Here is a 25,142-nt window from a genome sequence, read left to right on the forward strand (position 1 = left end):
TTTTGTAGCCGCACACCGGTTTTCCAGATGGCTGCGTTGAAAGGATGAAACTATGGTACAGCAGAGCCACGCCGACAGTATTGTCGATACTGCCGTAGCTGAGGGGGGCGCCTATGAAGTCATTCAAAAGCGCCTGATAGAACAGGGTAAGCGCCTGGGTGAAAAGACCCGCGAGCTGAACCAGGCGCGGCTGGCCGAGTTCGGCGGCACTGAAATGAAAGTCGCAGCCCGCGTTCGGGTGCGCACGGAGAACAATTGTATCGCCCGCGATATCGTGCAGGTGGGTGAATTTTTGTTGTTTGGCTACAACGTCTTTATCGGTCTGAAAAAGGAAACCCGGCTCGAGGATGTATTTGCCCTCTTTGCACTCAAGGGAAAGGAGGAGCAGGTGGCGTTGGAGTCGATTGCTATCGGAGACAGTTTTCTGGCGGAACCCGGCTTTAAGAATGACTTCGAGGAGCTCTACCGTTATTACAAGCATACACGCCTGGTTCAGCTTACTGTCAAGCAGGGCAAACTGCTGGCCGGCTTCCAGATCGGTGAGCGGCTGGAGGACTTGCGGGTGTTTCGCTGGTCGGTCTCGGCTGATGGCAAAACCCTAAAGTATATCGATAACCGCGGCGAGCGCGATATTCAGTTGCCGCCGTCGTTCGACTTCGAGTGGTCGGAGGTTTCCAGGGAAGATTCGGTGCACGGCCGTCACCCGCACTTCAATATACTCGATACCTTGTTTGTCGAGACCACTCACGGCGATCTGACCATCAAGGTGGAAAACAATACCGAGGACGGGCTGGGTATTTATCGGGAGCCCGTGGAGGATAAGACTCAATCGCTGGATGATGCCAGTATATTCTACGCTTCTGTAGGCGGGTTGATTCTGCTGAAGGTTCTTCCCTACCGGGAACAGCAATGGCGGTACTTTATCTTTAATAAAGTCACCCGGGACGTCTTGCGGATCGACGCCATCGGCGAGTCTTGCGTGCAGTTGCCGGAGGACCACGGCGTCATTTTCCCCGGTGGTTTTTACCTGCAGACCGGCGAATACAAAGCGTTTAATGACCCACCGGAAGGGCTGAAGTTCAAGCGTATGCTGCGCTCCCCTAACGGCGAGGACGTGCTCTATGTATTCTACGAACCACAGCGGGGTGTGGTGGGTCTGTTCGCGTACAATCTGATAGAGAAGGCGTTACAAAACCCCATCTATGGACATGGTTATGCGCTCGCCGAGGACGGCACCGTGGTTATCTTCTCAGCCGAGGGGGAACCCACACGCGTGCACCCGATGCAGATTTGGATGACGCCTTTTGCCAGTCGCGAGTATGCCAGTAAGGTGCCGGCAAGCCAGACTTTCTACGGTAGGGTGGGCAACGCGGAACTGGTGCGGGGCGTATCGGACCTCTACAGCATTTGCCGCATTATCGATAACCAGTCCGTATCGGCGCGCCTGTACGAAGAGCTGGGCAGAACAGCCGATAAGATGTTTGATGCTCACTATTGGATCGAGGACCCGCAGGCCGATGGTATCGGGGAGGTTTTGCGGGAAATCACTGCCACGGCCGAGTTGGTCATCGACGAATTCGAAAAGGTCGAAAGCATCAAACAGCAATCGGCCAAGACCATGGCGGAAGCCGAGCAGGAGCAAGAGGAAATCCTGCAGACCCTGCGCACCGGGAGCTGGGAGACAGCGGAGGATTATGTCGCCGCGCTCGAGCGCATTCGCCGTCAACGCGGCCATTTGACCACGATTCGCGACTACCGCTATATCGATGTAGAGCGAATCGCGGAACTCGATCAGCAATTGCTGGCGTCGCAGGACGACCTGGGTACCAGAACTGTAGAGTTCCTGTCCGCCGAGGAGGCGCTGGCGCCTTATCTGGCCAAGATTGACGCCTTGAACAAAGAAGTGGAGCAGGCAGATACCAATGCGGCGTTAACGCCGTTGATAGACACTATCGAGGCCACTGCGACCGGTCTCGACCTGCTCTCGGAGTTGATGGCGACGCTACAGGTGCAGGACGCCACCCAGCGCACCCGTATTATCGATGCTATTTCCGCGGTCTACTCAAAACTGAATCAGAGTAAGGCCGGAGCCAGACACAAGCAGAAAAACCTGGGTTCCGAAGAGGCGGTTGCCCAGTTTGCCGCGCAGTTCAAACTGTTTTCCCAGAGTGTGACCAATGCACTGGGTCTTGCCACCACGCCCGAACGCTGTGACGAACAGCTTTCACGTCTGTTGGTACAGCTTGAAGAGCTGGAGGGTCAGTTCAGTGACTACGACCGGTTTCTCGGCGATATTGTCGCCAAACGTGATGAAATTTACGAATCCTTTGAGACCCACAAACAACAGTTGCTCGACCAACAGCAGCGCAAGGCGCAGTCGCTGGCCGACGCCGCCGCGCGAATGCTGGCAAGTATCGAGCGCCGCTCGCTCAAATTTACCGAGACTGACGCGCTCAATACATACTTTGCCGCCGATGCGCTGGTGATAAAAATCCGGGAGCTGGTGGAACAGCTTCGCGGCCTCGACAGCGCTGTGCAGGCCGACGAGATCGAAGCGCGCTTCAAGTCCATTAAAGAGCAGGCGTTGCGCTCGTTGCGGGATAAATCGGATATCTACGAGGACGGCGGCAACGTTATCAAGTTGGGCCCGCGTCACAAATTCAGCGTTAACACCCAGGATCTGGATCTGACGATTATCCCCCGTGAGGGCGACCTCTATATCCACTTGACCGGGACCGGCTATTTCGAAAAAATCGAGCATCCCGACCTCGCCGATCTGCGGGAGTATTGGGATGTATCGCTGGAATCGGAGAGTGCTGAGGTATATCGCAGCGAGTACCTGGCGGCTCAGGTTTTACAGGCCGCCGAGCGGGGCGGCGACTTTACCATGGCCGACTTGACCGCAGCTATGCGGGACACTGCGGCACTGGCGAAACTGGTGCGCGACTTTGCCGCGCCGCGCTACCGGGAAGGTTACGAGAAAGGCGTGCACGATCACGACGCTGAATTGATACTCAGGGAGTTGCTGCCGGCGCTGGAGCGCGCAGACTTGCTGCGTTACGACCCCGACAGCCGCGGTTTGGCGCAGGTGTTCTGGTGCAACGTCGAGTTGCTGGCCCAGCATACCGAGGATCCCAGTTTGCGCTATGACACCTGGGTGGAGCGGGCACAGTCGGCTTCCCTGATGTACTCGGTGTTTGCCAGCGCCAATGCCATCGATCTGCTGGTTGCCGAGGTAACCCGTGGGCTGCAACAGTTTCTGGCGTTTTATCCCATCGATTTCGATACTGCCGTAGTGGATCGCGCGGCCGCTTATCTGGTGGCGGAGCTGGGGCGCGAGCGGGTGGAGTTTATTTGCAGCAAGTACGCCAGCGAGCTGGTGGCGGCGCTCAAGCGCAGTGTCGAGGACGTAACCTGGCGTAAGTACCAGGCGGCACTGGATAAAGTGCGCGGCCAGCCCGCCGTGCGCTGGCAGCTCTCCAAGGCCTGGCTCGAGGCGCTGGTCGCAAGCGGTGATCTCGATCATCTGCGCCGCTATATTCCGGAGGCGGTGGCGCTGATCAACAGCGACAAGCGCCTGGACCGGCGTTTTACCGAAACCGACCTGGAGTTGACGGCGACCGGCCTGTTGGGTGAGCACCCTACCCTTGTCGAGCGGACGCTGCATTTTGCCGTGGATGAATTCCTGCAGCGCCTTCAGCGCCATCAGCGCTTTTTTGTCGCCGGTTATCGCCGTTATCACCAACTGCGCCAGGACGTTGCCCGGCAGGAACGCGAGGCGTTGCGGCTCGAGGAGTTTAAACCCAAGCCGCTGAGTTCTTTTGTGCGCAATCGGCTGATCAACGAGGCGTACCTGCCCATTATCGGCGACAACCTCGCCAAGCAGATGGGTACCGTGGGCGAGAACAAGCGCACGGATTTGATGGGGTTGCTGATGATGATCTCGCCGCCGGGCTATGGTAAAACGACATTGATGGAGTATGTCGCCAGCCGCTTGGGGCTGATTTTTATGAAAATCAACTGCCCGTCGCTGGGTCACGATGTATTGTCGCTGGACCCGCAGCAGGCACCCAACGCCACCGCCCGGCAGGAGCTTGTCAAGCTCAACCTGGCGTTGGAAATGGGCAATAATGTGATGTTGTATCTGGACGATATACAACACACTCACCCGGAATTTCTGCAAAAGTTTATCTCTCTCTGTGACGGCACCCGGCGGGTGGAGGGCGTCTGGAAAGGCAAAACCAAAACCTACGATATGCGCGGGCGTAAATTTTGCGTGGTTATGGCGGGCAACCCCTATACCGAGTCGGGCGAAGTGTTTAAGATTCCCGATATGCTTGCCAACCGGGCGGATATCTACAATTTAGGTGATATTCTCGGGGGAATGGATGAGCAGTTTTCCCTGAGTTATATCGAAAACAGCCTGACTTCCAACCCGGTGCTGGCGCCGCTGGCAACCCGCGAGATGGGTGATGTCTACAAATTGATTCGCCGGGCCCAGGGGGAAAGCGTAGCCACTACCGACCTCAGCCATGCTTACAGCGGTGCGGAGATCAATGAAATCGAGGAGGTGTTGCGCAAGCTGTTTGTGATTCAGGACATTGTGCTGAAGATCAACCAGCAGTATATCGCTTCAGCGGCTCAGGACGACAAATACCGCCGCGAGCCGGCATTTAAGTTGCAGGGCAGTTACCGCAATATGAACAAGATGGCGGAAAAGGTCTCCGCGGTGATGAATGAAGAAGAATTACTGCAGATGATCAGCGATCACTATATCGGCGAGTCGCAACTGCTGACCTCCGGTTCGGAGGAGAACCTGCTCAAGCTGGCGCAATTGCGCGGCAATATGACCGGGGCGGAAGCCGAGCGATGGGACGAGATCAAAAGACAGTTTTTACGCAACAAGGCCATGGGGGGAGACGATGCTGAAGTGGGTGGTAAAGTTGTCGTGCAACTGACCGATCTGGTCGAGGGAGTGAACCGTTTACATGCCGTAGCCGAACAGTTGAGCCGCAATCAGCCTCAGGTTCAAGAGGCAACACCGAACACGGCGTTGCTCAGTATCAATAAGTCGCTGCAAAAGTTGGGGAAGTTGCTGGCGGCTAACCAACCCCATGTGGAAGTCGTTAACCAACCGGTACCGGGCATGGATAAAATACTGCAGGTATTGGCCGAAACCATAGAACACAGCATCTTCCCGCTGGTGCGCAGCATGGACAAGAAACTGGAGATAGATCTGCGCACGCACGACAAGATGCAGGATATATCCGAACAGTTGCGTAGTCTGGAAAAGTCTGTCGCCGAGGAGAAACACAGGAAATCCAGTAAGCCGAATCCATGAACGACCTACCCCTTAAATTTCGTGTGCTGACCTGTATTCTATTGCTGATGGCGGGTGTGCATATTCTGAATATGACAAATGGCTTTCAGTTTGTCGGTTACGGTATTCGACCGAGGGATATCAGCAGCCTGCCAAATATACTGTCGGCCCCGTTTCTACATGGCAGCGTCGGGCACCTGCTGAATAACCTTATAGGATTGTTCGTTTTCAGCAGTCTTTGTTTTGTGCGCTCGATCAAGTCGTATCTGGGTTGCAGTCTGTTGATTATCGTTGTCGGCGGGTTACTGGTTTGGCTGTTTGGTCGCCCCGCCACTCATATTGGTGCCAGTGGCTGGGTATTCGGGCTTTGGAGTTTGAGTATCGCCCTGGCGTGGTTCGAACGCCATCTGGTCAATATTATCATTGCGGTTTTTGTTATATTCTTTTATAGCGGCATGATCTTTGGGGTCTTGCCCGGTGCGGCTCATGTTTCCTTCGAGTCGCATTTGTTCGGCGCTGTGGCCGGCGTTCTTTGCGCGACACTGGTAGCCAAGCGGCGTAGAGTCAAGTCACTATCCTAAACAGCGGAGGTTGTTATGAATTGCCCACAGTGTAAAGGTTACCGCCTGGCGCCGAGGGAGCTGGAGCCGGGTCTGATTGCCGCCGGTTGCTCCAAGTGCGAGGGTGTGTTGATATCACTGCTGAATTACCGTTATTGGGCGGACTATAAGCGCTTTAGCGGGCCGGATGGGGATGAGGAGATTATTGCCGAAGACAACGAGAAAGCCCAGTTGTGCCCCAAATGCCATCGCATTATGGCCAAGTACCGTATTGGCATAGAGGCATCGAATAAAATTGACTTGTGTGCCAATTGTGATGAAGCCTGGCTCGACAGTGGGGAGTGGTCACTGTTAAAACGGCTGGATCTCCAGGACAAGTTGCCGAAAATCTTTACCGACGCCTGGCAGGCAAATATTCGCAAACTCCGGCAGACACAACAGCAGAAAGCGCGTTATCAAAATATCTTGGGAGATGATTTCGAGCGGGTGGAGGAATTCAAGAGCTGGCTGGAAGCCCATGTGGAAGCGGACAAAATTAAGCAGTATCTGCTTTATTGACCAGCCGCTTCCTATTAAAGGTGCAGGGCTGTGCCATTCTGACTGCTTCGCCCGGACACCAACCTAGTCCGGTGCCGGATGGCAAGCCCCCAACAAAAGCCGCCAGCTAAAACTGCTGCACCAACTCGGCAACACCTTTGTAGTCCGTTTTGCCCGTTCCCAACCGGGGAATCTCCTCGATTTTATGAATACTGGCGGGCAGCAGGAGATTGTCGATACCCCCGGCAATCAGGCGGCTGCGAATCTCTGCCGGGTCGGTGTCGCCTTCCATCAACAAGACAATTCTTTCCCCCTTTTTCTCATCCGGCATACTGACCGCAACAAAATAGACCTCGTCGCTGTCGAGTATACTTTTCACTTTCTCCTCCACCGCCCCGAGGCTTACCATCTCACCGCCGATTTTGGCAAAGCGGGAGTAGCGGTCGATAATGGTCAGAAACCCCTCTTTGCTGATATGCCCTTTATCACCGGTTTTATACCAGCGGCGGCCGTCCAGCTCGACAATCGCCTGCGCCGTTTTTTCCTCATCGTCCAGATAGCCCATCATAACCTGGGTGCCGGAAATCATAATCAGCCCATTCTCGCCCAGGGGCAGGTTCTCGAGTGTGTCGGGGTCCACCACTCGAAAGGATGTACCCGGCAACGGCAGGCCGACGCTGCCGGGGCGATTGCCGTATTGCACGCGCCAGTAGCCGGTATCCAACGCATCGGGCACATTGACGCTGGCCACCGGTGTGGTTTCGGTAGTGCCGTAGCCCTCGTAAATGGTTTTGCTGAACTTGCGCTCGAAAGCCTCCCGCGTGCTTTGATTGAGCTTTTCGGCGCCCGCCACCACCAGGCGCAGCGAATCGAGCATCAGCGGTTCCACCTTGGGGTTTTTGGCATAAAGACGTAGAAAGGTCGCCGTGCCGCACAATACGGTAGCGCGGTGGCGGGCGATCGCCTTGGCGACGCCCAACACATCGGTCGGGTCGGGGTGGCAGACGATCGGCAATCCCTCCAGCACCGGCATAATCGAGGTCACCGTCAGACCGAAGCAGTGAAACGGCGGCAGGCTTCCCACCATGACATCGTCCTCGCGCATATTCAGCACATCGCTGATCTGCTTGCAGTTGGCGACGATATTGCGATGGCTCAACACCACACCCTTGGGCGCGCCTTCACTGCCGCTGCTGAACAGAATCGCCGCCGGCTGATCCAGCTTGCGGCGTTTGCCGCAAATTCGATACAGCAGGCCCGCCGGCAATAACAGAGCCTTCAGGTGGGCCACGGCCAGTTGCGCTTTACTGAAGCTGGCCTTGATATCCTCCATATACAGCAGCTCGCAACCGGCAAACAGCTTCTCGATATCGATACCGCGTTTTCGCAATCTGCTGGCAAAGAGTCTGGACGTGTAAATATGGCGGATATTACCGGCGGCGATTGCTGCCGCCGTAGCGTCGGCGCTGGCGGTGTAGTTGAGATTGACGGCGGTCTGGCCATTGAACATAACCGCCATATTGGCAATGATATTGGCGCCGCTGGCCGGTAGTACAATGCCGATATTGGGCTCCGGGCTGGCCGCGCGAATGCGTTTGGCGAAGGCCACTGTCGCCGTCAGCATGCGCCGGTAGCTGAGTTTGTCGCCCTGGGAATCCACCACCGCAATCTCCTTGCCATAACGTTTTGCGGTCTTGATCCAACTCAGGGGCACCGTGGGCAGGGTATCGGTAAACTGCTCCCAGGCGCTGATCGAAAGCTCGAATACTTTTTGTTTCAGTGTTTCCACCGGCGTGGCAATCGATAATGTCGGCCCGAAGGCGACGATAACATTGCGCCGGCCCGCCGACGGGGTCCGGGCCTTGCGCAGTTTATCATTGGAGCGGGAGAAAGCGCTGCCCCACAATCCGCGCAGATAGAAAGGTAAAATAACGCCGTCCACGCCTTCGACCGCGCGCTCATAGCCACTGTGAAACTTGCCGAGCTGGCCGTTGCGGCTGATGGCACCTTCCGGAAACAGGCAGACCACTTCTCCCTGTTTGAGCAGATCGTTAATGGTCGACAGTGCGTCTTCACTGTGGCCTTTGGCAATGGGTACCACCCCGAAAACTTTCAGGAACGGTTTCAGAAACCAGCGGTTGTAGATTTCCCGCTGCATGACAAATCGCACCGGACGCGGGCAGGCGATCTGCACCAGGGCCCAGTCGATCCAGCTGATATGGTTGCCGAGCATCAGCACGGCGCCCTGGGCCGGCAGGTTCCTAAAGCCGACGACATCGATTTTGTAGCGGCGTTTAAACAAGGCGGTGACCAGAATACGGGCGAAGGAATGGGGCAGTTGCCTGACCGTGTGCCCGGTTCCCACCAGTGCGACTACGGCCAGCAATACCAGGATGGTTTCGCTGTTCAGGCCGAAAGTGGCAAAGGTAACGGTCAAACCCAGAAACGACAGCATGGCCACGTTCTGGGCCCAGTTGTTACCGGCCAGTACCGTGCCCAGTTCGTCTTCGCGGGCATTGAATTGGATCAGGGCGTTCAGCGGGATGATAAACAGACCGCCCATCACGCCCAGGGTCAGAAATGTCAGGCCCATGGTCCAGGGGCTTTCCAGGGTCGGCATCAGCACCAGTGCGGCGGTGAGGCCGGCCGCCCCCAGCGGGATCAGGCCGGTTTCGATATAGTTGCGAGAGACCCGCCCGGCAATAATTGAGCCGAGCATAATGCCGATGCCCGTGCAGGCCAGAATCCCCTGGATCACCAGGGTGTTGTCCTCCTGCAGGGTGGCCTTGGCAAACGCCGGGAAGGCCGCCAGCACCACCTGTGAGATGGCCCAGAACACCGACAGCCCGATAATGGACTGCCAGATCGTGTGTTTGCTGCGAATCGAGCGCAGGTTGCGCTTGAGGTACCGGCCTTTGAAGTACTCGGGTGCCGAGAAGGTTTTCCCGGTGTTGGTTTGGGTTTTCTGGGGCAGGCGATAGGCGAAGATGAGTTCGATAACCGCCAGGGTGACGAGAATCCAGCCGATAGGCGCGATATTGGTCATGATGGTGCCGGAACTGGTCAGGACCACATCCCGGAGATACAGCTCGAACAGCCCGGAAAATACGAAGGTGCCCAGCAAGATGCCGATAATGGTGGTGGCCTGCACCACCCCATTGGCGCGTGCGAGTGGTTCCTTACCCACCAGCTCCTTGATATAGCCGTACTTGGCGGGCCCGTAGAGCGCACTTTGAATCGCCAGCAGCAGCGTCAGGGCAAACGCCATCCAGAACCAGCCGGCGTAATAACTGGCGGTGATCAGCAGGGTGGCGGCCACGGCGGCCCAGGCACTGTAGCGCATGACCTGGTTTTTCGGGTATTTATCGGAGAGGAAGCCGGCCGGGGAAAACAGCAACACGAAAGGAATGAGGATCAGCGCATTGACAATCGCGGTCAGCACCACCTGGGTCTGGCCATCGTAGATTTTAAAGACGGTGTTTTGCACGATGATCTTGTGGCCGAGATCCACAAAGGCGTTTAAAAACAGAACGATGAGATAAGGTAAAAACCCTTTGAAATCGACTAGCCTGGGCATATGACGCCTCTCCTTCCGGTTATTCTGCGGTTTGCTCAGTGCCTCGGTCCCGGGTAGGCCCGTGCTTGCCGAGGCACAGGCTAATCTGCCAGGAGGTTGCTCCAAATGCTACGTTTAATTCGTTTGTATTGTTCGGTACACTGCAAAGTATCACTATACGGACCCTTCTTTAGAATCGCTAATATAGATAAGATCCGCTATGGCCAGAGAAACACTGTCTTTTGTAGAACTACTATGTTTTGTAGAACTACTGTGTATGTAGAACTACCAGGGTTTCCGGAACCACTGTGGTTCAAAACACCACCCTGTCCCGGGGAATCACTATGGCCCAGGTAGCGGCGATTGTCGATGCACTGAAATCGGTGCTCAAGGCCCATAAACTCAAATACCGCGATGTCGCCGTGACGCTGGAGCTGTCAGAGGCCAGTGTGAAGCGGTTGTTTCGCACCTGTGATTTCGACCTGGCGCAGTTGGAAAAAATCTGTCATATGATGGAGATCGAGATTTCCGACCTGATCCAGATGATGGCCGAGCAGCAGGCGGAGATTCAGGAACTCACGGAGCAGCAGGAACAGGAGATCGCCGGCGATCTGGCCCTGCTAATGATCACCGTCTGCGTGCTAAACCGCTGGAGCCTGGAGGATATCCTGTCGTTTTACCGGTTTAGCGAAACCGAGTGCATCCAGCGGCTGGCCCATCTGGACCGCCTGCGTATTATCGAGCTGCTCCCGAAAAACCGGATCAAGCTGCTGGTCGCGCCCAATTTTTCCTGGCGTAAGGGCGGTCCCATCCAGACATTCTTCCTGCAGACCATCGAAAAAGAGCTGTTTCGGGCCCGCTTTGACAAGGAGAATCACAAACTCCTGGTGCTGAACGGCATGCTTTCCGATAACGCCAACCGTGAGTTCCAGGGGAAGATGGACAGGCTGGCCCGGGAGTTTGACCGGCTCAACGATACCGACGCCGGCCTGGCGCTCGGCAAGCGCCACGGCACGACGGTGGTGTTGGCGATGCGCGACTGGCAGTACGATATCTTCAAGCCGCTGCGGCGCGATGCTGAATGACAGCTTTTCCCCACAAAGGCAATACCACTACCTCCTGCAGTAGCACCAGATAATACTTTTACTATTCTGCTTGCCCATTCTAGACAGACCACCAACACTCGGCTGCGGTGTGTAACCGCTGTTCATGGCGCGTCGCTAGGCGATACAGGAGTCCGGGCCAGGCCGCGCGACAGCCGTTAAGTGTGAAAGGTTGCGCGCGAATGCGGATGTCGTGCGAACACGGCCGGTCGTTCGATAAGTGGCCCATGGAATTCAGGACTGCACGGCCGGGCAGGCGATGGGCTAACTGTGCCGTGTTCGAGGTATTTTCATAAATCTGTTACTTAGAGGGCTCTGGCATGACCAGGAATGTAGCTGGCTATTTTCTCTTGTTTTTTCTCGTCGTGGCGATTTTTGTCAGCGGTTGCGCATTCAACCGCACTCAACACCGCAGCAGCAGTGTGGTGGAGTTTTTATATCCCAATACCTCCATGCGCGAAGTGAGACCGGGTATTCCGCGGTTGCAGTTGCCGCTGAAAGTGGGTATTGCGTTTGTACCCGGCCGGGTGCAGTCTCATCGGGTACTCACCGAAAGTCATAAAACCGTGCTGATGAAGCAGGTCAGCGAACGCTTCAGGCGCTACGACTTTGTCGGCTCCATTGAGCTGATTCCATCGGCCTACCTGAGACCGCGAGGCAGTTTTGCCAACCTGGATCAGATCCAAAGAATGTACGACGTCGATGTTGTGGCGCTGCTCGCCTACGACCAAACTCAGTTTACTGACGAGGGGCTGGCCTCTATCGCCTACTGGACGATTGTGGGCGCTTATGTCATACCGGGCGAGAAAAACGATACTCACACGATGATCGATGCCACTGTCTACGATATTGCCAGTCGCAAGTTACTGTTTCGCGCCCCCGGTGTGCATCATATCGACAGCCTGGCGACCCCTGTCAACCTGTCAGAGCAGTTGCGCAACGACAGTTTGAAAGGGTTTCAGAAAGCCAGTGAAAATTTAACCGAGAATCTGGAGTTTGAGCTTGCGTCATTTCGGCAAAAGGTAAAACAAGCACCCGCTGACTACCAGGTGGTGCGGCGATCGGGCTATGCCGGCGGTGCCACTAATCCTTATGGGTTGTTGCTGCTGGCCGGCCTTGGGGTGTGGCTGCATCGCAGCAGGCGCAGCGGTGCAGGGGGCTGACCGATTTTCTTACCACGCTAACCCGGTGGGTTCTTTGGTGGGGCTTCTCCATCAGGTCTTCCCACCGGTATGTTCCACCGGGCTTTCCTACCAGGCTTTTCTACCCGGTGTTCCTACCGGACTACGGATGTTCCTCCTGGCCTTTGTCGCGAAGTTGTCTGGTGGGCGCCTGTTGCCGGAATCTCTTGCCGGACCCCCGGCCGGGTCTACCGCTGAACGCTCGCGTTCGGTTTTCTCCTTGGGTGCGCCGGCTGGACTTTGCTATATCGCTGGCGCATGATTTCCCAGCATCGCTGGCGCGCGACTGACCTTTTCTTTTGGGGGGATGGTGGTTCAGTGCGTCATAGTGATACCGATAAAATACTGGGAGATCTGTTGTGAAATACCTCTTCATACTGTGGCTGCTCGTTGCCAGTCAGTTGGCCCTGGCCGGGACTACTCTGATTTATGCCGGCAAGCTTATTAACGGCGCCGATACTGCCCCTCTGGTCGAGCAGACCATTGTGGTGCGGGACAATCGTATTGTCTCGGTGCAGCCCGGCTATACCGACAGTCGCGACGGCGAAACGGTGATCGATTTGCGCGATTACACAGTAATGCCGGGCCTTATGGATATGCACACCCATTTGACTCAACAGTTTGCGGCAAACAGTTATATCGAGCGCTTCAAGCTCAACGAGGCGGACTACGCGCTCAATGCCGTGGCCTATGCCCGTAAAACCCTGCTGGCCGGTTTTACCACGGTGCGTGATCTCGGTGATTTCTACAACGCTACAGTGGCGTTGCGCAAAGCTATCGACGCCGGTAAGGTCATCGGGCCGCGTGTCTACACCGCCGCCAAGTCCATTGCCACCACCGGCGGTCATGCCGATCCCACCAATGGCTATCGACGCGACCTGATGGGGCGTCCCCAGGCCGCCGAGGGTGTTGTTAACGGTGTTGCCGAAGCCCGCGAGGCGGTAAGGCAGCGCTACAAGGACGGTGCCGACCTGATTAAGATCACAGCCACTGGCGGTGTTCTGAGCGTGGCCAAAAGCGGGCAGAATCCGCAGTTTATGCAGGATGAAGTTGCAGCGATTGTCGAGACCGCGCGCGACTACGGCATGGCGGTAGCGGTTCATGCCCACGGCAAAGAGGGCATGAAGCGTGCGATCGAAGCCGGGGTCGATTCCATCGAACACGGCACCTATATGGATAAGGAAATCATGCGTCTGATGAGAAAGCACGGTACCTACTATGTGCCCACTATCATGGCCGGTAACTGGGTCGGCGAGAAAGCCAAGATAGACGGCTTTTTTCCGGAACTGGTGCGCCCCAAAGCGGCGGCCATTGGCCCGCTGATTCAGGAGACCTTTGCCCGGGCCTACCGCAACAATGTCAAGATCGCCTTCGGCACCGACAGCGGCGTATCGGCGCACGGCGATAACGCCCAGGAGTTTGCCCTGATGGTGGCGGCCGGCATGCCGGCCATGGAAGCCATTCGCAGCGCGACCCTGCATGCAGCGCGGCTGCTGCGGGTCGATGATCAACTGGGCACACTGGCGGCGGGCAAGCTCGCCGATATTGTCGCCGTCCAAGGCGACCCTTTGGCCGACATTACCCTGCTGCAGAGTATCGGTTTTGTGATGAAGGACGGGGTGGTTTACAAGGGCCCGGACCAGTAGTCCCTGTGACGGATTCGATTGTAGAAAATAATCTGGTTGAATGAGGCCGCCAACCGGCTGGGCGAGCGGTTGGCGGTACCTCCACCCGGTCAGGCGGGATTCACACTGATGTTGATGAGAGACGCTGGCGCCGGACCCGTGACTGCGGCAGGCGCGGTGGCGGTGGCCGGCGGCAAGGCAGGCCGGAAAGTATTGGCAATTATTGAGGGCAAAAAAAAGGGGCCAACGTCACTGTTGGCCCCAAGCCTGTGGCTAGTGCATGCTAGTCGCCAGGTGGTATCTTGAGTCGAAATGATGACAGCGCCTCAGTGCCGTATACGTAGAGGGCGGCCGCATCGGGCAGCAGGCCCCATAGAGGCTCCAGACCAAGTGAATAACTGACCAGTGTCGCCTCGTCAGTCTCTACAGTCATCCGGCTGCCGGTGACGCTGGAAACTGTCAGGTCTGCGTCCCTGCTGAGCTGTTCTGTGTCGCTGGTTTCGCCGCCGCCGCAGGCGGCCAGCAGCACAGAGGCCGACAGCAAGACGCTATGGATTGTCATTAGGCCTGATCCTGTGAATACACCCTTAGGGCGGAACAAAGCGCCTGTGGGCACGACTATTTAAGTGACAGTGAGCTTACAGGCAGCCTGCCGTCTCGATCTGTTGGCGATTTGTTTAAGAGTGTTAAACTCTGTAAAACCGGGTGGCCGGGGTGTGGGGCCGGTGGACAAAACTACATATTTTTACAAAAATCCGGTACATTTCTACAGACATCAACAAATCTGCTGTCCACAATAAAAACGTAGAAATTCCAGAGCTCGTCGCGATATTTTACTTATGCCTTACTCACCTCGATTAACAGGGTTGTCCCTGATGCTGTTGTCCCTGACCGGGTGGCCGGTGCTGGCCGCTGACAACGGCTGTGATAAAGACGATCCAAACTGCGTGCAGGTGGGCACCTGGCAGTTCAGCCTCGCTGTCGGGCTTGGCGCTCGCTCCAATCCGGTGGAGGGGGGTGACACCATACCGCTGGTGTTGGTGCCCCAATTCAGCTACTACGGCGATCGCTTCTTTATTGATAACCTCGATTTCGGCTACACCCTGTACGATAGCCCCAAGCAGTCTTTCAGTCTGATTGCCAGCCCCGGTTATGACCGGGTATTTTTCCAGCGCAATGACCTGCAGAACTTCTTTGTGGAATCCGCCGGCCTGCAAACCTCACTGGGACTGCCGGGGACCGGCCTCGGCTTTGTGGACGATGACTTGGGGGACGAGGAACGCCTGAATCTACAGGTTTTGCGGGAGCGGGAGCGCCGGGTGACCTATCTGGGAGGCCTCGAATGGAGCTATGGCTTCGACGGCGCCCAGTTGCAATTCAATTACCTGCATGAAGTTACCGGCGAGCACCATGGCGACGAAGCGCGCCTGGCACTTGCCATTCCTCTGTATAGCCAGCGCTGGCAGTTGGCTGCCACTCTTGGGGCCACCTGGAAAAGCGACCGTTTAGTGTCGTACTATTACGGCGAAAAGAGGCTGTATGAACCCGGCTCGGCGGTGAATCCCTTCGCCAGGGTGAGTTATACTCGTCCACTGAACGAAAAGTGGACGCTGAGGATATTTGGACACTACCAGAAACTGGGATCCAGTATTGCAAACAGCCCAATCGTAGAGGAAGACGATGTGTTAACGGTGTTTGTAGGAGGAGTGTATAGCTTTTAGGTCACCTGGCCGCAGGCCAGCCCAAATTGCAGGTTATATAGCGCTGATTGCGTGTAGTTTTCATGGGACGGTTGCGGAACCCGCCGACAAGGGACGGATTCAACTGGAGTTGAACCCGCGCCTCTGTACGCTCGCAGAAAATGAACTTCACTGCCAGGCCGATATCGATATTATTTGGCGTTCGGATCGACAAGAATCTGTGTGCGTTTCCATTGTCGAGCGACCCGAGATCGAGCATTGCTGGGACAATTACCGTGAGGGAACCTACAGCATCAAGCTTACATTCAGCAGTGACCTAGTGGTCGAGCTGAGAGACAAGGAGGCCAGGGAGTTACTGGTATCCGAGACCCTGGCGGTGGTGCGGGAAATGTTGAGATACCGGCACAAACGCCGCAAACCCTGGAATCTGTTTCAGTAATAAGTGATCCGATTATGAGTGTAGTACCCAGCCCTAGAATACTGTTGGTTGAAGATGATGCGCGCCTTGCGGAGCTGGTGAACACTTACCTCGGCGAACATGGATTTATCGTCAATATCGAGGCACAGGGGGACCGGGTAGTGACCCGGGTACAGCGCGATAAGCCCGATCTGATTATTCTGGATGTCATGTTACCCGGTAAGGACGGCTTTGAAATCTGCCGCGACCTGCGCCCGCATTACAGCGGCCCGATTCTGATGCTGACGGCCCGCGCCAGCGATATCGATCAGGTACTGGGACTGGAGTTGGGGGCCGATGACTATGTGATCAAGCCGGTGGAGCCGCGTATTTTGCTGGCGCGTATAAACGCCTTGTTGCGCCGTGCCGGCTGCGGTTTCGACACCGAAAGTGAGGACCGCAGCTTCGGCAGCCTCTCGATCAACTCCAGTGCCCGGGTCGCCACCCTGGAGGACAAGCCGATTTCGCTGTCGAGCCACGAGTTTGACCTGCTGCTGATTCTGTCTGCCCGGGCCGGCGAGGTCCAGTCGCGCGAGGCGTTGTACCAGCAGCTTTACGGCCGCCCTTATGACGGCCTGGACCGCACCGTGGATGTCAGAATTTCTCACCTGCGTCGCAAGCTCGGCGACGATGCCGACAGCCCCTTCCGGATAAAGACGGTGTGGGGCCGCGGCTATCTGTTTGTTCCCGACGCATGGTAACAAACCTTCTCAACAAGCACCTTTGATGGCTCGTCTCTTTATCCAGCTCTATTTGCTCATTGTCGCTACGCTGCTGGTGATGGGCTGGGGCCTGGATCGCCTGTGGCAGCTTTACGGCGACCAGACCAGCCTCGAGAACGACGGGACCTACAGCACATTGTTGATACTGGAGCACGAACTCCGGCAACTTTCTCCCGATCGCTGGCAGGCCTATGTGGACGAGGTCAGCGCCTCCACCGCGGTGCAGTTGCTGCTGTTCGACGGCGATGACATTGCCGGCAGTGCGGTGCAGGACAAGCTCGCCCGCGGCGAAATGGCCCAGATGCAGTCGGAGGCTGACTACTGGCTTTACCTGAAGCAGATTCCCGGCGCCGACCGCGTGCTGGCGCTCAAGCAGCAGCGCGAAGCCCAGGGGCGCAGCCCCTTCGAGTGGCTGCTGATGTTGATTTTCTACGCTGCCATCGCGCTGGTCATCATGATCTGGGTGTGGCCGCTGTCGCGGGACCTGAAGATACTGGAGCGTGCCACCCGCAAATTTGCCGATAACAGTTGGACATTCGACGCCGATATCAAACCCAATGCCCAAGTGTTTCCGCTGGCCAATGCCTTTCGACAGATGGCGGCGCGCATTGAGCGACTCATCAACTCCCACAAAGACATGTCGAATGCCGTATCGCATGAGCTGAAGACGCCGCTGGCCCGCATTCAGTTCGAGCTGGCTATTGCCGAGAAAGCCGCTGATCTGACTGCCATGCGACGGCACATCAGCAATATCAAGGGCGATGCCGAGGAAATGAATGCCCTGGCGACGGCGACGCTGGATTATGCCATTTTGGAGCGCGCCGATTTTTCCCTGCACATCAGCGAGCACCGCCTGGCGGAGATTCTGGCGGCCATTGTCGAGCATACCAATCGCGAGGCCGGCGACGGTGTTCATATCCGCTTCCATACCGTTGTGCCCGCCATGCCGGTAAGCTGCGACTTGCACCTGATGGAGCGTTTGGCGAAAAACCTCATCTACAATGCTCTCAAGTACGCTCGCACACAGGTTAGCGTAAGTCTCGGCTTTGGCGGGCAGGCGTTCTGCCTCACCGTCGAGGACGATGGCCCGGGCATCCCCGAATCCGAGCGCGAACGGGTGTTCGACTCCTTTGTGCGCTTGCGCACGGCCGGCTCCGGTAAAGACGGCTTTGGGCTGGGGCTGGCTATCGTCAAGCGCGTTGCGCAGTGGCACGATGGCAGCGTCAGGGTGAGCGAGTCCGATCTCGGCGGCGCCCGCTTTGATGTCTGGTGGCCGCGCTCACCGGGTGTGCCGGCCGGGCATTGACCCGTAGGTCGAACTCCACTGCCTCTGTTTTCTATGGGATAATGCCTGCCTTTGCCAGCCCGGTTGGATTGCATAAATGCTCAAGTACCAGATAATTCCGGTTACGCCCTACCAGCAGAACTGCACCCTCATCTGGTGCGATGAGACCCGGCGCGCAGCCGTGGTGGACCCGGGCGGGGATTTGCACCTGATTGACCAGGCGGTGCAAAACCAGGGGGTCACCCTGGAGAAAATCCTCTTGACTCACGGTCATCTCGACCATGTCGGTGGTACCGCGGAGTTGGCGCAAACCGCCGGCCTCCCTATCGAAGGCCCGCAGATCGAAGACAAATTCTGGATCGACATGCTGCCCCAGCAAGCGCAGATGATGGGGTTCCCCGCCCCCGCCCCGTTTTGCCCGCAGCGCTGGCTGAACCAGGGCGATACGGTTGCGCTCGGCAATCTCACGCTGGAGGTGCGCCACTGTCCCGGCCATACGCCGGGGCACATTATTTTCTTCCACCCCGAATCCAGGCTGGCCCTGGTCGGCGATGTGTTGTTTCAGGGGTCGATCGGCAGAACCGATTTTCCCCGCGGCGACCACACTACGCTGGTCAACGCCATCCGCCAGCAGCTGTGGCCCCTCGGTGATGATGTGGCGTTTATTCCCGGGCACGGTCCCATGTCCACCTTCGGTCGCGAGCGCCAGAGCAATCCGTTTGTCGCGGATAAGCATTACGGTTGATGCCGAATCCGCACAGATGTTCAGGTAGATTTATGAGTCAATCCATTTGGTTTAAAGATGCAACGCCGCAGCAGCTCAACGAGTTTGCGAAAGGCACGATATCGGATGTGCTCGGTATCGAGATTACCGAAGTCGGGCCCGATTTTGTGCGCGGCACCATGCCCGCCGATGCGCGCACTTTCCAGCCCATGGGCAGGGTCCACGGCGGTGCCAATGTAGTGCTGGCCGAAAGCCTGGGCAGCGTGGCCGCCAATATGTTGGTCGACACCACTGAATATTTCTGTGTCGGCCTGGAGGTCAATGCCAACCACGTGCGCGGTGTCACTGGTGGCACCGTCACCGGCACAGCCCGCCTGCTCTATCAAGGGCGCAGCACCCAGGTGTGGGAGATTCGCCTCGAGGACGAGCGCGGTAAACTGAGCTGTATCTCGCGCCTTACCATGGCCGTGGTCAAGCACGGGCAGTCTTGAGCTTTGTGTGGACAGTCTTGAACTTTGTGTGGACAGTCTTGAACTTTATTTGGACAGTCTTGAACTTTATTTGGACAGTCTTGAACTTTTCGCGGGCAGTCTCGAACCTTTCGTAGACAGCCTTGAACTTCCGGGTTACTAAAAAGTAAGCTACTTTGAGGATTAGTCATGCCTTGGACCGTATACCTTTCCGGTGAAATACACACCGATTGGCGCCAGCGTATCGAAGCGGGCGCCCGAGAGCGCAAACTGCCGGTGACGTTTACCTCGGCGGTAACCGATCACGACGCCAGCGATGCTGCCGGGGACCACCTCGGTGCGGAGGACAACGCCTTCTGGCGCGACCACAAGTCCGCCAAGGTCAATGCGATCCGCACCAAAACCCTGATCGAACAGGCAGACCTGGTGGTAGTGCGCTTCGGCGACCGGTACAAGCAGTGGAATGCCGCCTTCGACGCCGGCTACTGCGCAGCTCTCGGCAAGCCTTATATCACCTTGCACGACGAGGCTCTGGTTCACCCTCTGAAAGAGGTGGACGCCACCGCACTGGCCTGGGCCCGCACGCCGGAGCAGGTGGCGGATATCCTCGCGTATATCATCACTGCATAGGCGTCACTGTATCGGCTTGGTAACCGGCCTGTTCTACCGGCAGTACGATCGAGAACACGGTACCTTTGCCGGGCGCGCTTTTGACGTCGATTTTGCCGCTATGGCTGTGGATGATCTCCTGTACGATATGCAGCCCCAACCCGGTTCCCTCACCGACATCCTTGGTGGTAAAGAAGGGGTCGAAAATTTTGACCAGTGTATCCTCAGGCATGCCGCAGCCGTTGTCCTTGACCTGTAGCCACACCCGCCGGTCTTTGGCGCCGGTGGCCAGGGTGATCTGGCCGCCGCCGTTGAGTGCGTGAGAGGCGTTGACCAAAAGGTTTAAAAACACTTGGGAGAGCTTGTCACCCTCGGCGATTATTACCGGTATCTTGCCGAGCCGGGTAACCACTTTGGTATCCGGTGACAGCTGGTTGGCGACGATGCGCAGCGCCTGTTGGACCAGGTCATTGATATTGACCTGGGTGTAACCGTTGTTATTGACATGTGAAAAACCGTAAAGGTCTTTCACGATGCCCTGGATGCGTACTGCCCCGTCGACTGCGTCCTTCAGGATTTCCTGGCTGTCGGGTATCAGAAACTCAAAGTCTTCCTCCTCGTGCAAGGTGCGCAGTTCCTGTAAGTGGGTGCCCGCCGTTTGCGGGGCGTCGGCGGCGGCTTGAAAGAGAGCTTCCTGGCCCGCTATGGCGCGCTTGAACGCATCAAAGTACCTTGTCAGTGTAGAGAGATTGCTTTTTATGTAACTCATTGGATTGTTGATTTCATGGGCGATACCGGCCGCCAGTTGGCCGATGGAGGACAACTTTTCCGCCTGGATCAGTTGCAGGCGGGTATCTTGCAGCTCCTGCAGGTTTTCCTCCAGTTCCGTTTTCTTTTTTTCCACCTGGTTTTTGGCTTTGGCAAGACGGGCAGTGAAGTTGTGCAGGCCTTTACTGAGTGCGACAATTTCCCGCGGTGCTTTGCCGATCAGGAAGATCGAGTCGTCGGAAAACTTGTTCTGGGCTGTTTGCGCCGATAGTACTTCCAGTGGCCTTACAATGCTTTTATTTAACCAGAGCCATGCCAGCAGCATGACCAGAATATAAAGGCTGCAGCTTATCCCCAGGACGAATTGCAATCGTCTGTTGGCGCCGGCCAGCAATGAGGTGTCCATTTGCAACTGTTGGGCAACCGTGCTGTCGAGCTGATCCAATTGGTCAATTAATGAAGCGGTGATGGCATCCGTGCGGGTGACGGATTCGTTCCATGCATCACTGTCGGGGTCTGCCTGGATGGCCGCCTCGCCGGTCAGTGCGACAACCGCGCGGATCGATTCGGGTAGCGTTGCCGCCAGCGTACTGATATCGGGGTTGTCCAGTTCCTCGAATTGTCGACTGATGGCCACCAGTTGTTCGGCCTGGGTGGAGATGCCACCGACCAGGTAACTCTGTTGATACCCGAAAAACAAATCGATGGTGGTCAGCCACTGCGCGCTCATTAACTGCAAGTGACGATTGTCCCGCTGTGCGAGTTGGCTCAACTCGGCCTGTTTTTGCAGCGCTGCGATCTGCTGGTACTGGGCGGATACCAAGCCAAATACCAGCGCCGCACCGGCGACACAGGTGCCGATCACGATCAGCGTTTGCAAGGATATCCGCATATGATATTTCCCGTTACCTGCCGTGCTCGGCCTTATCCAGTATCTGCACCTGGTTGGTCCGGGGTGATCACTGCTTGAGGCTTGCCATGGTTGCCAGGGTCGCTTCCAGGGCCATCAACTCGGCCCGGTTGGCGCATTGCTGAGATGTCGAGAAAGACCTGCCGATGGTCGCGTCGAAGACCTCGCCCACTTGAGCGGTGGGCCAGCCGCCGTCGCTGGCAACCCGGGTGATTGCCGCGGCTTTATCGATTGCCCACCATACCGGATAGGCCTGGCCGTCAATGGTATGAGGCGCATGAAACACCGCGCCGAGTAGTTGGCCCTGCCGATCATAAGCCTTGGCCAACTGCGCGTGTTCAAAGTGAATCCCGATGCCGGAGTTACTGGTTTTGTGTGCGAGGTCTTGCGCCGTGACGGTGGTATAGAAGTCCGGCACCAACTCGACATTGGTGGCAGCATTGAATGCCTGGCGGGCCCGCGCCAGCATTTGCGCCTCGGCGACTTCCGCTCCCCAGACGTACTGAGTCACCAGTGTGGTCTTCAACCCGCAGCGCAGGATGGCGCTGGCCAGGGGTTCAGCCTTGGCCGGCAGGGTCATGCCGGTTGTATCCAGTGAGAGGCTGTCATCAGCCAGCATGTGTTTTAGCTCGGCGTAAGACTTGCCGAAAAAGTTCTTTCGAAACTCTATGGCTGCTACGGACTTACACTGGCTGCTGCGGCAGCGCTGCATATGGAAATCCTTGATGTTTAGATTGAGGTCCAGAGCCCAAGCCACCTCTACCAATCCCCATTGACTTTGCTCCGAGCGCGAGTGCACGAAACCCAGGGGCAGGTTGTTTTTGACAGCGACATACAAGGTATGGCGGCCGAGTTCGCCGAAATGCAGTGTGTTGGGCGGTAGTTCTCTCGACACTTGCTTGCGCACGGACTGGTCGACCACCCGCACAATGGATTTATAGTTGTCCGCTTCGGGAAAGAGTTTATTGATGCTGGCAACGGGATCGCGCAGTGAGCAGTAGGCTTGCGCGGTGCTGGTGTCAGCGCCCGCGACAAGCATTAGTGTAACGAGTGCGCCGACCAGGTGCGGAACTGAGAGATGGCGAGTAAACATAATGCCTCCTTAGCTGAATCGAGAGCTTGTTTAAAACCGATAGCGGAGTTGTAGACTGAGAACACGATCTTCTCTGGCACCCTGAAAGGTCGACAGATCGGCCTGATATTGCGCACTTAACGCCCAGTGGTTGTCGGGAGTGAAACGAACACCGACGGCGCTTTGCACAGCGCGATCTCGGCCTTGGTTGTCGACATCGACGGAAAAATAGCGGGTTTGTATATAGGCCAGCCACTGCTCCGATGGGCTGCGCCGGTTGATCTCGAGCAGACCGTTGAGCACGTCCTGCTCATTGGTATCGCCCGCCGAGACTTCGCTGAACAGCGCCCAGAGGCCCACATACCACTGTGCATCGATGCCGAAACGGTTGCGGGTGGTTTCTCCAAGCTCGCTGGTATAGGCGGACAGGCCCCAGACCAGGTTTTTACTGCGATCGGTGCCGACTCTGCCCGCGTACACGAAATCACCGTTGTCGCGATGCCAGGTCTGCCCGCCGCCCCGGGTGGCTGCCACCTCGTACTCCAAGTTGGAAGTCTCGCCATTGACGGATATGCCCCAGTCAGCTTTTACACCGAGATTGGGACCATGAGTGTAATTTCTGAGAGTGCCGTTGGTAGTGATGATATGCTCGATACCGAAAGGTATCTCGAAGTGTCCGATGCGCACCCGGGGTTTGTTGATACCGAACCCGGAGTAGTTAAAGTTAAAGATGCGATATACCAGGCGGTTGTCATCTTCGTCGTCGAAGAAGCCCGGGTGTTTGACAATATTATTGTTGTCAGTCCAGTAAGCCTGAGTCGTTAGAGTCCCGATATCGCCATTTTCGCCGGAAAAGACTTTATGCAGATCCAGGCCAACTACAGTGCTGTTGCCTGTGGTATCGGCCAGGCTGTAGCGGACACTGCGAGAGCTGACATCGAGGGTAAGCCGCAGGTTGTCAGAGTAGTCACCGCTCCAGCCCGTCGTGCTCATACAACCCAGGGCAACAATACAAGCGCTTTGTGCAATGCATGCTCTCACTTTGGGGTGGTTAATTTTTATCCAATATTTTTCACAAGCCATAGGTTGCCCTCCGTTATATAACGACACGGTAGTAAAGGAGTTAATGGTTTAGGTTGCTGTGGTATCTAGCTGCTCGGCTTCACTCTGTTGTTCGGACTGTTCGGGGGCTATTACACTGAAACTCAGCTTGCTCTCGGAATCCACTTCAAATTGGCGCAGTTTGGCAATCGTTTTGTCGGTCAGTTCGGTGCCTTTGGCCAACAACAAAAGACCGGCTTCGGAAATCAGGTCTTCGCTCAGCGTCATCTCCGCTTGCAGTTCTGAAGCGGTGACGTTGAGGACAACCTGGTGATGTGTTTGCGGTTGGTTCTTGAGCATGGCCAGCAGGACTTCAACCACCTGGGCGTCATAGCGTTTGCCGCTCTGTTCCTGCAGATAGCGCAATGCCGGCTCAGACCCGGCAATGGATTTGACCAGTCGGCCGTTTTCGAGGTCGTGAAAGTCGCTCACCACTGCCAGTATTCGCGCTCCCATCGGTAACATGTCGCCGCTGAGGCCGTTTGGAAACCCTTTGCCGTCTACCCGTTCGTGGTGCCAGCGGATCAGGCGCGAGGCCGATTGTAACCCGGGTGCGTTGGCGAGGGCGGCCTCGCCGATGATGCAGTGTTTTTTGTAGAGCGCCAGTTCCTTGTCAGTCAGTTCATCCACGGCTTTCTGGCGTACCTGATCCGGCAGACTCAACATGCCGATATCGTGCAGCAGTCCCGCTGTATGCAGATCCGTAATATTGTCGGAGCTTAGTTCCATCTGCTTGCCGATGCTGACTGCGATCTTGGCCACCAGGCGGCTGTGGTTGGAGTGTTTGCCTTCGCGCCATTCGATAATGTGGGCGAGTATTTCCAGGCTGTCCTGAAAATTCTGTTCCAACTGCTTATGGGTGGCGGTCAACAGCGATATCGCCTGTTCGGTTTCGATGGTGCGTTCTTTTACCTTTAGATCGAGATTGTCGTTCAGCTCCTTGAGTTTTTTATTTTGATGGCGGGTGAGCAGCTGCAGTCGCAGCCGCTCGTCTTCCTGCTTTTTGGCCCGGATAGCGTTTTCCAACAATTCGCCGAGCACATTGTCGTCCCACGGCTTGTGCATGTAGTTGTATACCTTTGCCGCGTTGACCGCCTCGGCCACGGCATCGATATCGGCATAGCCGGTCAGCAATATGCGGATGGCGCTGGGTTGCTTCGCTCGAGCCTGGGTGAGAAACTCCGCGCCGTTCATTTGCGGCATACGCATATCCGAGACGATAACGTCGACCTTGTGTTCATCCAGCAGTGCCAGGCCCTCGGCACCGCCGGGTGCCTTCAGCGTATTCCAGCCGCGGGAGCGGCAGAACCGGGTAAGTGCGTCGAGAATCGGCTTTTCGTCGTCGACAAACAATAACAGCGGTTTTTTGGGTTTGGTTTTACTTTCCACCGGCCAAAGCCCTCCTTCGTTAATTACAGCATAGCTGGATTTTGTCCAACTGC

At 56.5% G+C, this 25,142-nt stretch carries 19 protein-coding genes; 13 read left to right on the forward strand and 6 right to left on the reverse strand.

What is annotated here, in order from left to right; genetic code table 11:
* Positions 1 to 52 precede the first annotated feature (52 nt).
* The 3 genes from FKG94_RS15375 to FKG94_RS15385 are packed head-to-tail and all read left to right on the forward strand — an operon-like array spanning position 53 to position 6,438.
* The gene (locus FKG94_RS15375; protein ID WP_142905197.1) at positions 53 to 5,341 is read left to right on the forward strand and encodes a DNA repair ATPase; all 5,289 of its coding nucleotides are present in this window, start codon (positions 53 to 55) and stop codon (positions 5,339 to 5,341) included.
* Positions 5,338 to 5,901, forward strand: coding sequence for a rhomboid family intramembrane serine protease (locus tag FKG94_RS15380; protein WP_142905198.1), 564 nt, complete (start codon positions 5,338 to 5,340; stop codon positions 5,899 to 5,901). The genes FKG94_RS15375 and FKG94_RS15380 overlap by 4 nt, the downstream gene beginning before the upstream one ends.
* A gap of 15 nt (positions 5,902 to 5,916) precedes the next feature.
* Positions 5,917 to 6,438 carry a TFIIB-type zinc ribbon-containing protein gene (locus FKG94_RS15385; RefSeq protein WP_142905199.1) on the forward strand — a complete coding sequence of 174 codons (522 nt, stop codon included), beginning with the start codon at positions 5,917 to 5,919 and terminating at the stop codon, positions 6,436 to 6,438.
* Positions 6,439 to 6,544: 106 nt separating this feature from the next.
* Here the strand turns inward: FKG94_RS15385 and FKG94_RS15390 are convergent, their stop codons facing one another.
* Positions 6,545 to 9,994: an acyl-[ACP]--phospholipid O-acyltransferase gene (locus FKG94_RS15390; protein ID WP_142905200.1), complete on the reverse strand. Its 3,450-nt coding sequence runs from the start codon at positions 9,992 to 9,994 to the stop codon at positions 6,545 to 6,547.
* Positions 9,995 to 10,317: 323 nt separating this feature from the next.
* Here FKG94_RS15390 and FKG94_RS15395 point away from each other — a divergent pair, with 323 nt between their 5' ends.
* The 3 genes from FKG94_RS15395 to FKG94_RS15405 all read left to right on the forward strand — a co-directional run bounded on the left by FKG94_RS15395 (position 10,318) and on the right by FKG94_RS15405 (position 13,903).
* Complete coding sequence (locus tag FKG94_RS15395) at positions 10,318 to 11,058, forward strand: helix-turn-helix domain-containing protein (RefSeq protein WP_142905201.1); 741 nt, start codon at positions 10,318 to 10,320, stop codon at positions 11,056 to 11,058.
* 338 nt (positions 11,059 to 11,396) lie between these two features.
* Positions 11,397 to 12,239 (forward strand): rhombotarget lipoprotein, encoded by an 843-nt coding sequence (gene rhlP / locus FKG94_RS15400; RefSeq protein WP_142905202.1) that lies wholly within the window; start codon positions 11,397 to 11,399, stop codon positions 12,237 to 12,239.
* Between the two features lie 377 nt (positions 12,240 to 12,616).
* Positions 12,617 to 13,903 (forward strand): metal-dependent hydrolase family protein, encoded by a 1,287-nt coding sequence (locus FKG94_RS15405; RefSeq protein WP_142905203.1) that lies wholly within the window; start codon positions 12,617 to 12,619, stop codon positions 13,901 to 13,903.
* Positions 13,904 to 14,165: 262 nt separating this feature from the next.
* On the opposite strand, the gene FKG94_RS15410 is transcribed toward FKG94_RS15405, so the two are convergent.
* Positions 14,166 to 14,444 (reverse strand): hypothetical protein, encoded by a 279-nt coding sequence (locus tag FKG94_RS15410; protein ID WP_142905204.1) that lies wholly within the window; start codon positions 14,442 to 14,444, stop codon positions 14,166 to 14,168.
* A 277-nt stretch (positions 14,445 to 14,721) separates the two neighbouring features.
* Between FKG94_RS15410 and FKG94_RS15415 the strand changes: the two genes are divergently transcribed.
* The 7 genes from FKG94_RS15415 (at position 14,722) to FKG94_RS15445 (ending at position 19,870) form a co-directional block, all read left to right on the forward strand.
* Entirely contained in the window at positions 14,722 to 15,603 is an 882-nt protein-coding gene (locus FKG94_RS15415; protein WP_142905205.1) for a MipA/OmpV family protein, read from the forward strand.
* 109 nt (positions 15,604 to 15,712) lie between these two features.
* Positions 15,713 to 16,021 carry a DUF3019 domain-containing protein gene (locus FKG94_RS15420; RefSeq protein ID WP_179957666.1) on the forward strand — a complete coding sequence of 103 codons (309 nt, stop codon included), beginning with the start codon at positions 15,713 to 15,715 and terminating at the stop codon, positions 16,019 to 16,021.
* Between the two features lie 14 nt (positions 16,022 to 16,035).
* On the forward strand, positions 16,036 to 16,740 hold the full coding sequence (locus FKG94_RS15425; protein WP_142905207.1) for a response regulator: 705 nt from the start codon (positions 16,036 to 16,038) through the stop codon (positions 16,738 to 16,740).
* Positions 16,741 to 16,765: 25 nt separating this feature from the next.
* A complete protein-coding gene (locus FKG94_RS15430) occupies positions 16,766 to 18,067 on the forward strand; it encodes an ATP-binding protein (RefSeq protein WP_142905208.1) in 1,302 nt (433 codons plus the stop codon).
* A gap of 76 nt (positions 18,068 to 18,143) precedes the next feature.
* A complete protein-coding gene (locus FKG94_RS15435; protein ID WP_142905209.1) occupies positions 18,144 to 18,791 on the forward strand; it encodes an MBL fold metallo-hydrolase in 648 nt (215 codons plus the stop codon).
* Positions 18,792 to 18,823: 32 nt separating this feature from the next.
* Entirely contained in the window at positions 18,824 to 19,261 is a 438-nt protein-coding gene (locus FKG94_RS15440; RefSeq protein ID WP_142905210.1) for a hotdog fold thioesterase, read from the forward strand.
* A gap of 168 nt (positions 19,262 to 19,429) precedes the next feature.
* On the forward strand, positions 19,430 to 19,870 hold the full coding sequence (locus tag FKG94_RS15445) for a YtoQ family protein (RefSeq protein ID WP_142905211.1): 441 nt from the start codon (positions 19,430 to 19,432) through the stop codon (positions 19,868 to 19,870).
* Here the strand turns inward: FKG94_RS15445 and FKG94_RS15450 are convergent.
* The 4 genes from FKG94_RS15450 to nosR form a co-directional block, all read right to left on the reverse strand.
* Positions 19,860 to 21,509 carry a sensor histidine kinase gene (locus tag FKG94_RS15450; RefSeq protein ID WP_142905212.1) on the reverse strand — a complete coding sequence of 550 codons (1,650 nt, stop codon included), beginning with the start codon at positions 21,507 to 21,509 and terminating at the stop codon, positions 19,860 to 19,862. The two genes, FKG94_RS15445 and FKG94_RS15450, sit on opposite strands and share 11 nt — an antisense overlap.
* 67 nt (positions 21,510 to 21,576) lie before the next feature.
* Positions 21,577 to 22,620, reverse strand: coding sequence for a hypothetical protein (locus FKG94_RS15455; protein WP_142905213.1), 1,044 nt, complete (start codon positions 22,618 to 22,620; stop codon positions 21,577 to 21,579).
* A 30-nt stretch (positions 22,621 to 22,650) separates the two neighbouring features.
* Positions 22,651 to 23,592, reverse strand: a complete 942-nt coding sequence (locus tag FKG94_RS15460) for a ShlB/FhaC/HecB family protein (protein WP_142905214.1) — start codon at positions 23,590 to 23,592, stop codon at positions 22,651 to 22,653.
* A 138-nt stretch (positions 23,593 to 23,730) separates the two neighbouring features.
* Entirely contained in the window at positions 23,731 to 25,089 is a 1,359-nt protein-coding gene (nosR, locus tag FKG94_RS15465) for a response regulator c-di-GMP phosphodiesterase, NosR family (protein ID WP_179957667.1), read from the reverse strand.
* Positions 25,090 to 25,142: the final 53 nt, after the last annotated feature.

Source organism: Exilibacterium tricleocarpae (assembly GCF_007004655.1).
Taxonomy (GTDB): domain Bacteria; phylum Pseudomonadota; class Gammaproteobacteria; order Pseudomonadales; family Cellvibrionaceae; genus Exilibacterium; species Exilibacterium tricleocarpae.

Excerpts from the sequence above, each read along its gene's own strand:
- FKG94_RS15380 (WP_142905198.1), top strand. The coding sequence starts at position 5,338 with ATGAACGACCTACCCCTTAAATTTCGTGTGCTGACCTGTATTCTATTG.
- FKG94_RS15395 (WP_142905201.1), top strand. The coding sequence starts at position 10,318 with ATGGCCCAGGTAGCGGCGATTGTCGATGCACTGAAATCGGTGCTCAAG.
- FKG94_RS15455 (WP_142905213.1), bottom strand. The coding sequence starts at position 22,620 with ATGTTTACTCGCCATCTCTCAGTTCCGCACCTGGTCGGCGCACTCGTT.
- FKG94_RS15445 (WP_142905211.1), top strand. The coding sequence starts at position 19,430 with ATGCCTTGGACCGTATACCTTTCCGGTGAAATACACACCGATTGGCGC.
- FKG94_RS15440 (WP_142905210.1), top strand. The coding sequence starts at position 18,824 with ATGAGTCAATCCATTTGGTTTAAAGATGCAACGCCGCAGCAGCTCAAC.
- FKG94_RS15375 (WP_142905197.1), top strand. The coding sequence starts at position 53 with ATGGTACAGCAGAGCCACGCCGACAGTATTGTCGATACTGCCGTAGCT.
- FKG94_RS15415 (WP_142905205.1), top strand. The coding sequence starts at position 14,722 with ATGCCTTACTCACCTCGATTAACAGGGTTGTCCCTGATGCTGTTGTCC.
- FKG94_RS15425 (WP_142905207.1), top strand. The coding sequence starts at position 16,036 with ATGAGTGTAGTACCCAGCCCTAGAATACTGTTGGTTGAAGATGATGCG.
- FKG94_RS15435 (WP_142905209.1), top strand. The coding sequence starts at position 18,144 with ATGCTCAAGTACCAGATAATTCCGGTTACGCCCTACCAGCAGAACTGC.
- FKG94_RS15385 (WP_142905199.1), top strand. The coding sequence starts at position 5,917 with ATGAATTGCCCACAGTGTAAAGGTTACCGCCTGGCGCCGAGGGAGCTG.
- FKG94_RS15390 (WP_142905200.1), bottom strand. The coding sequence starts at position 9,994 with ATGCCCAGGCTAGTCGATTTCAAAGGGTTTTTACCTTATCTCATCGTT.
- FKG94_RS15460 (WP_142905214.1), bottom strand. The coding sequence starts at position 23,592 with ATGAGCACGACGGGCTGGAGCGGTGACTACTCTGACAACCTGCGGCTT.
- rhlP (WP_142905202.1), top strand. The coding sequence starts at position 11,397 with ATGACCAGGAATGTAGCTGGCTATTTTCTCTTGTTTTTTCTCGTCGTG.
- FKG94_RS15430 (WP_142905208.1), top strand. The coding sequence starts at position 16,766 with ATGGCTCGTCTCTTTATCCAGCTCTATTTGCTCATTGTCGCTACGCTG.
- FKG94_RS15410 (WP_142905204.1), bottom strand. The coding sequence starts at position 14,444 with ATGACAATCCATAGCGTCTTGCTGTCGGCCTCTGTGCTGCTGGCCGCC.
- FKG94_RS15450 (WP_142905212.1), bottom strand. The coding sequence starts at position 21,509 with ATGCGGATATCCTTGCAAACGCTGATCGTGATCGGCACCTGTGTCGCC.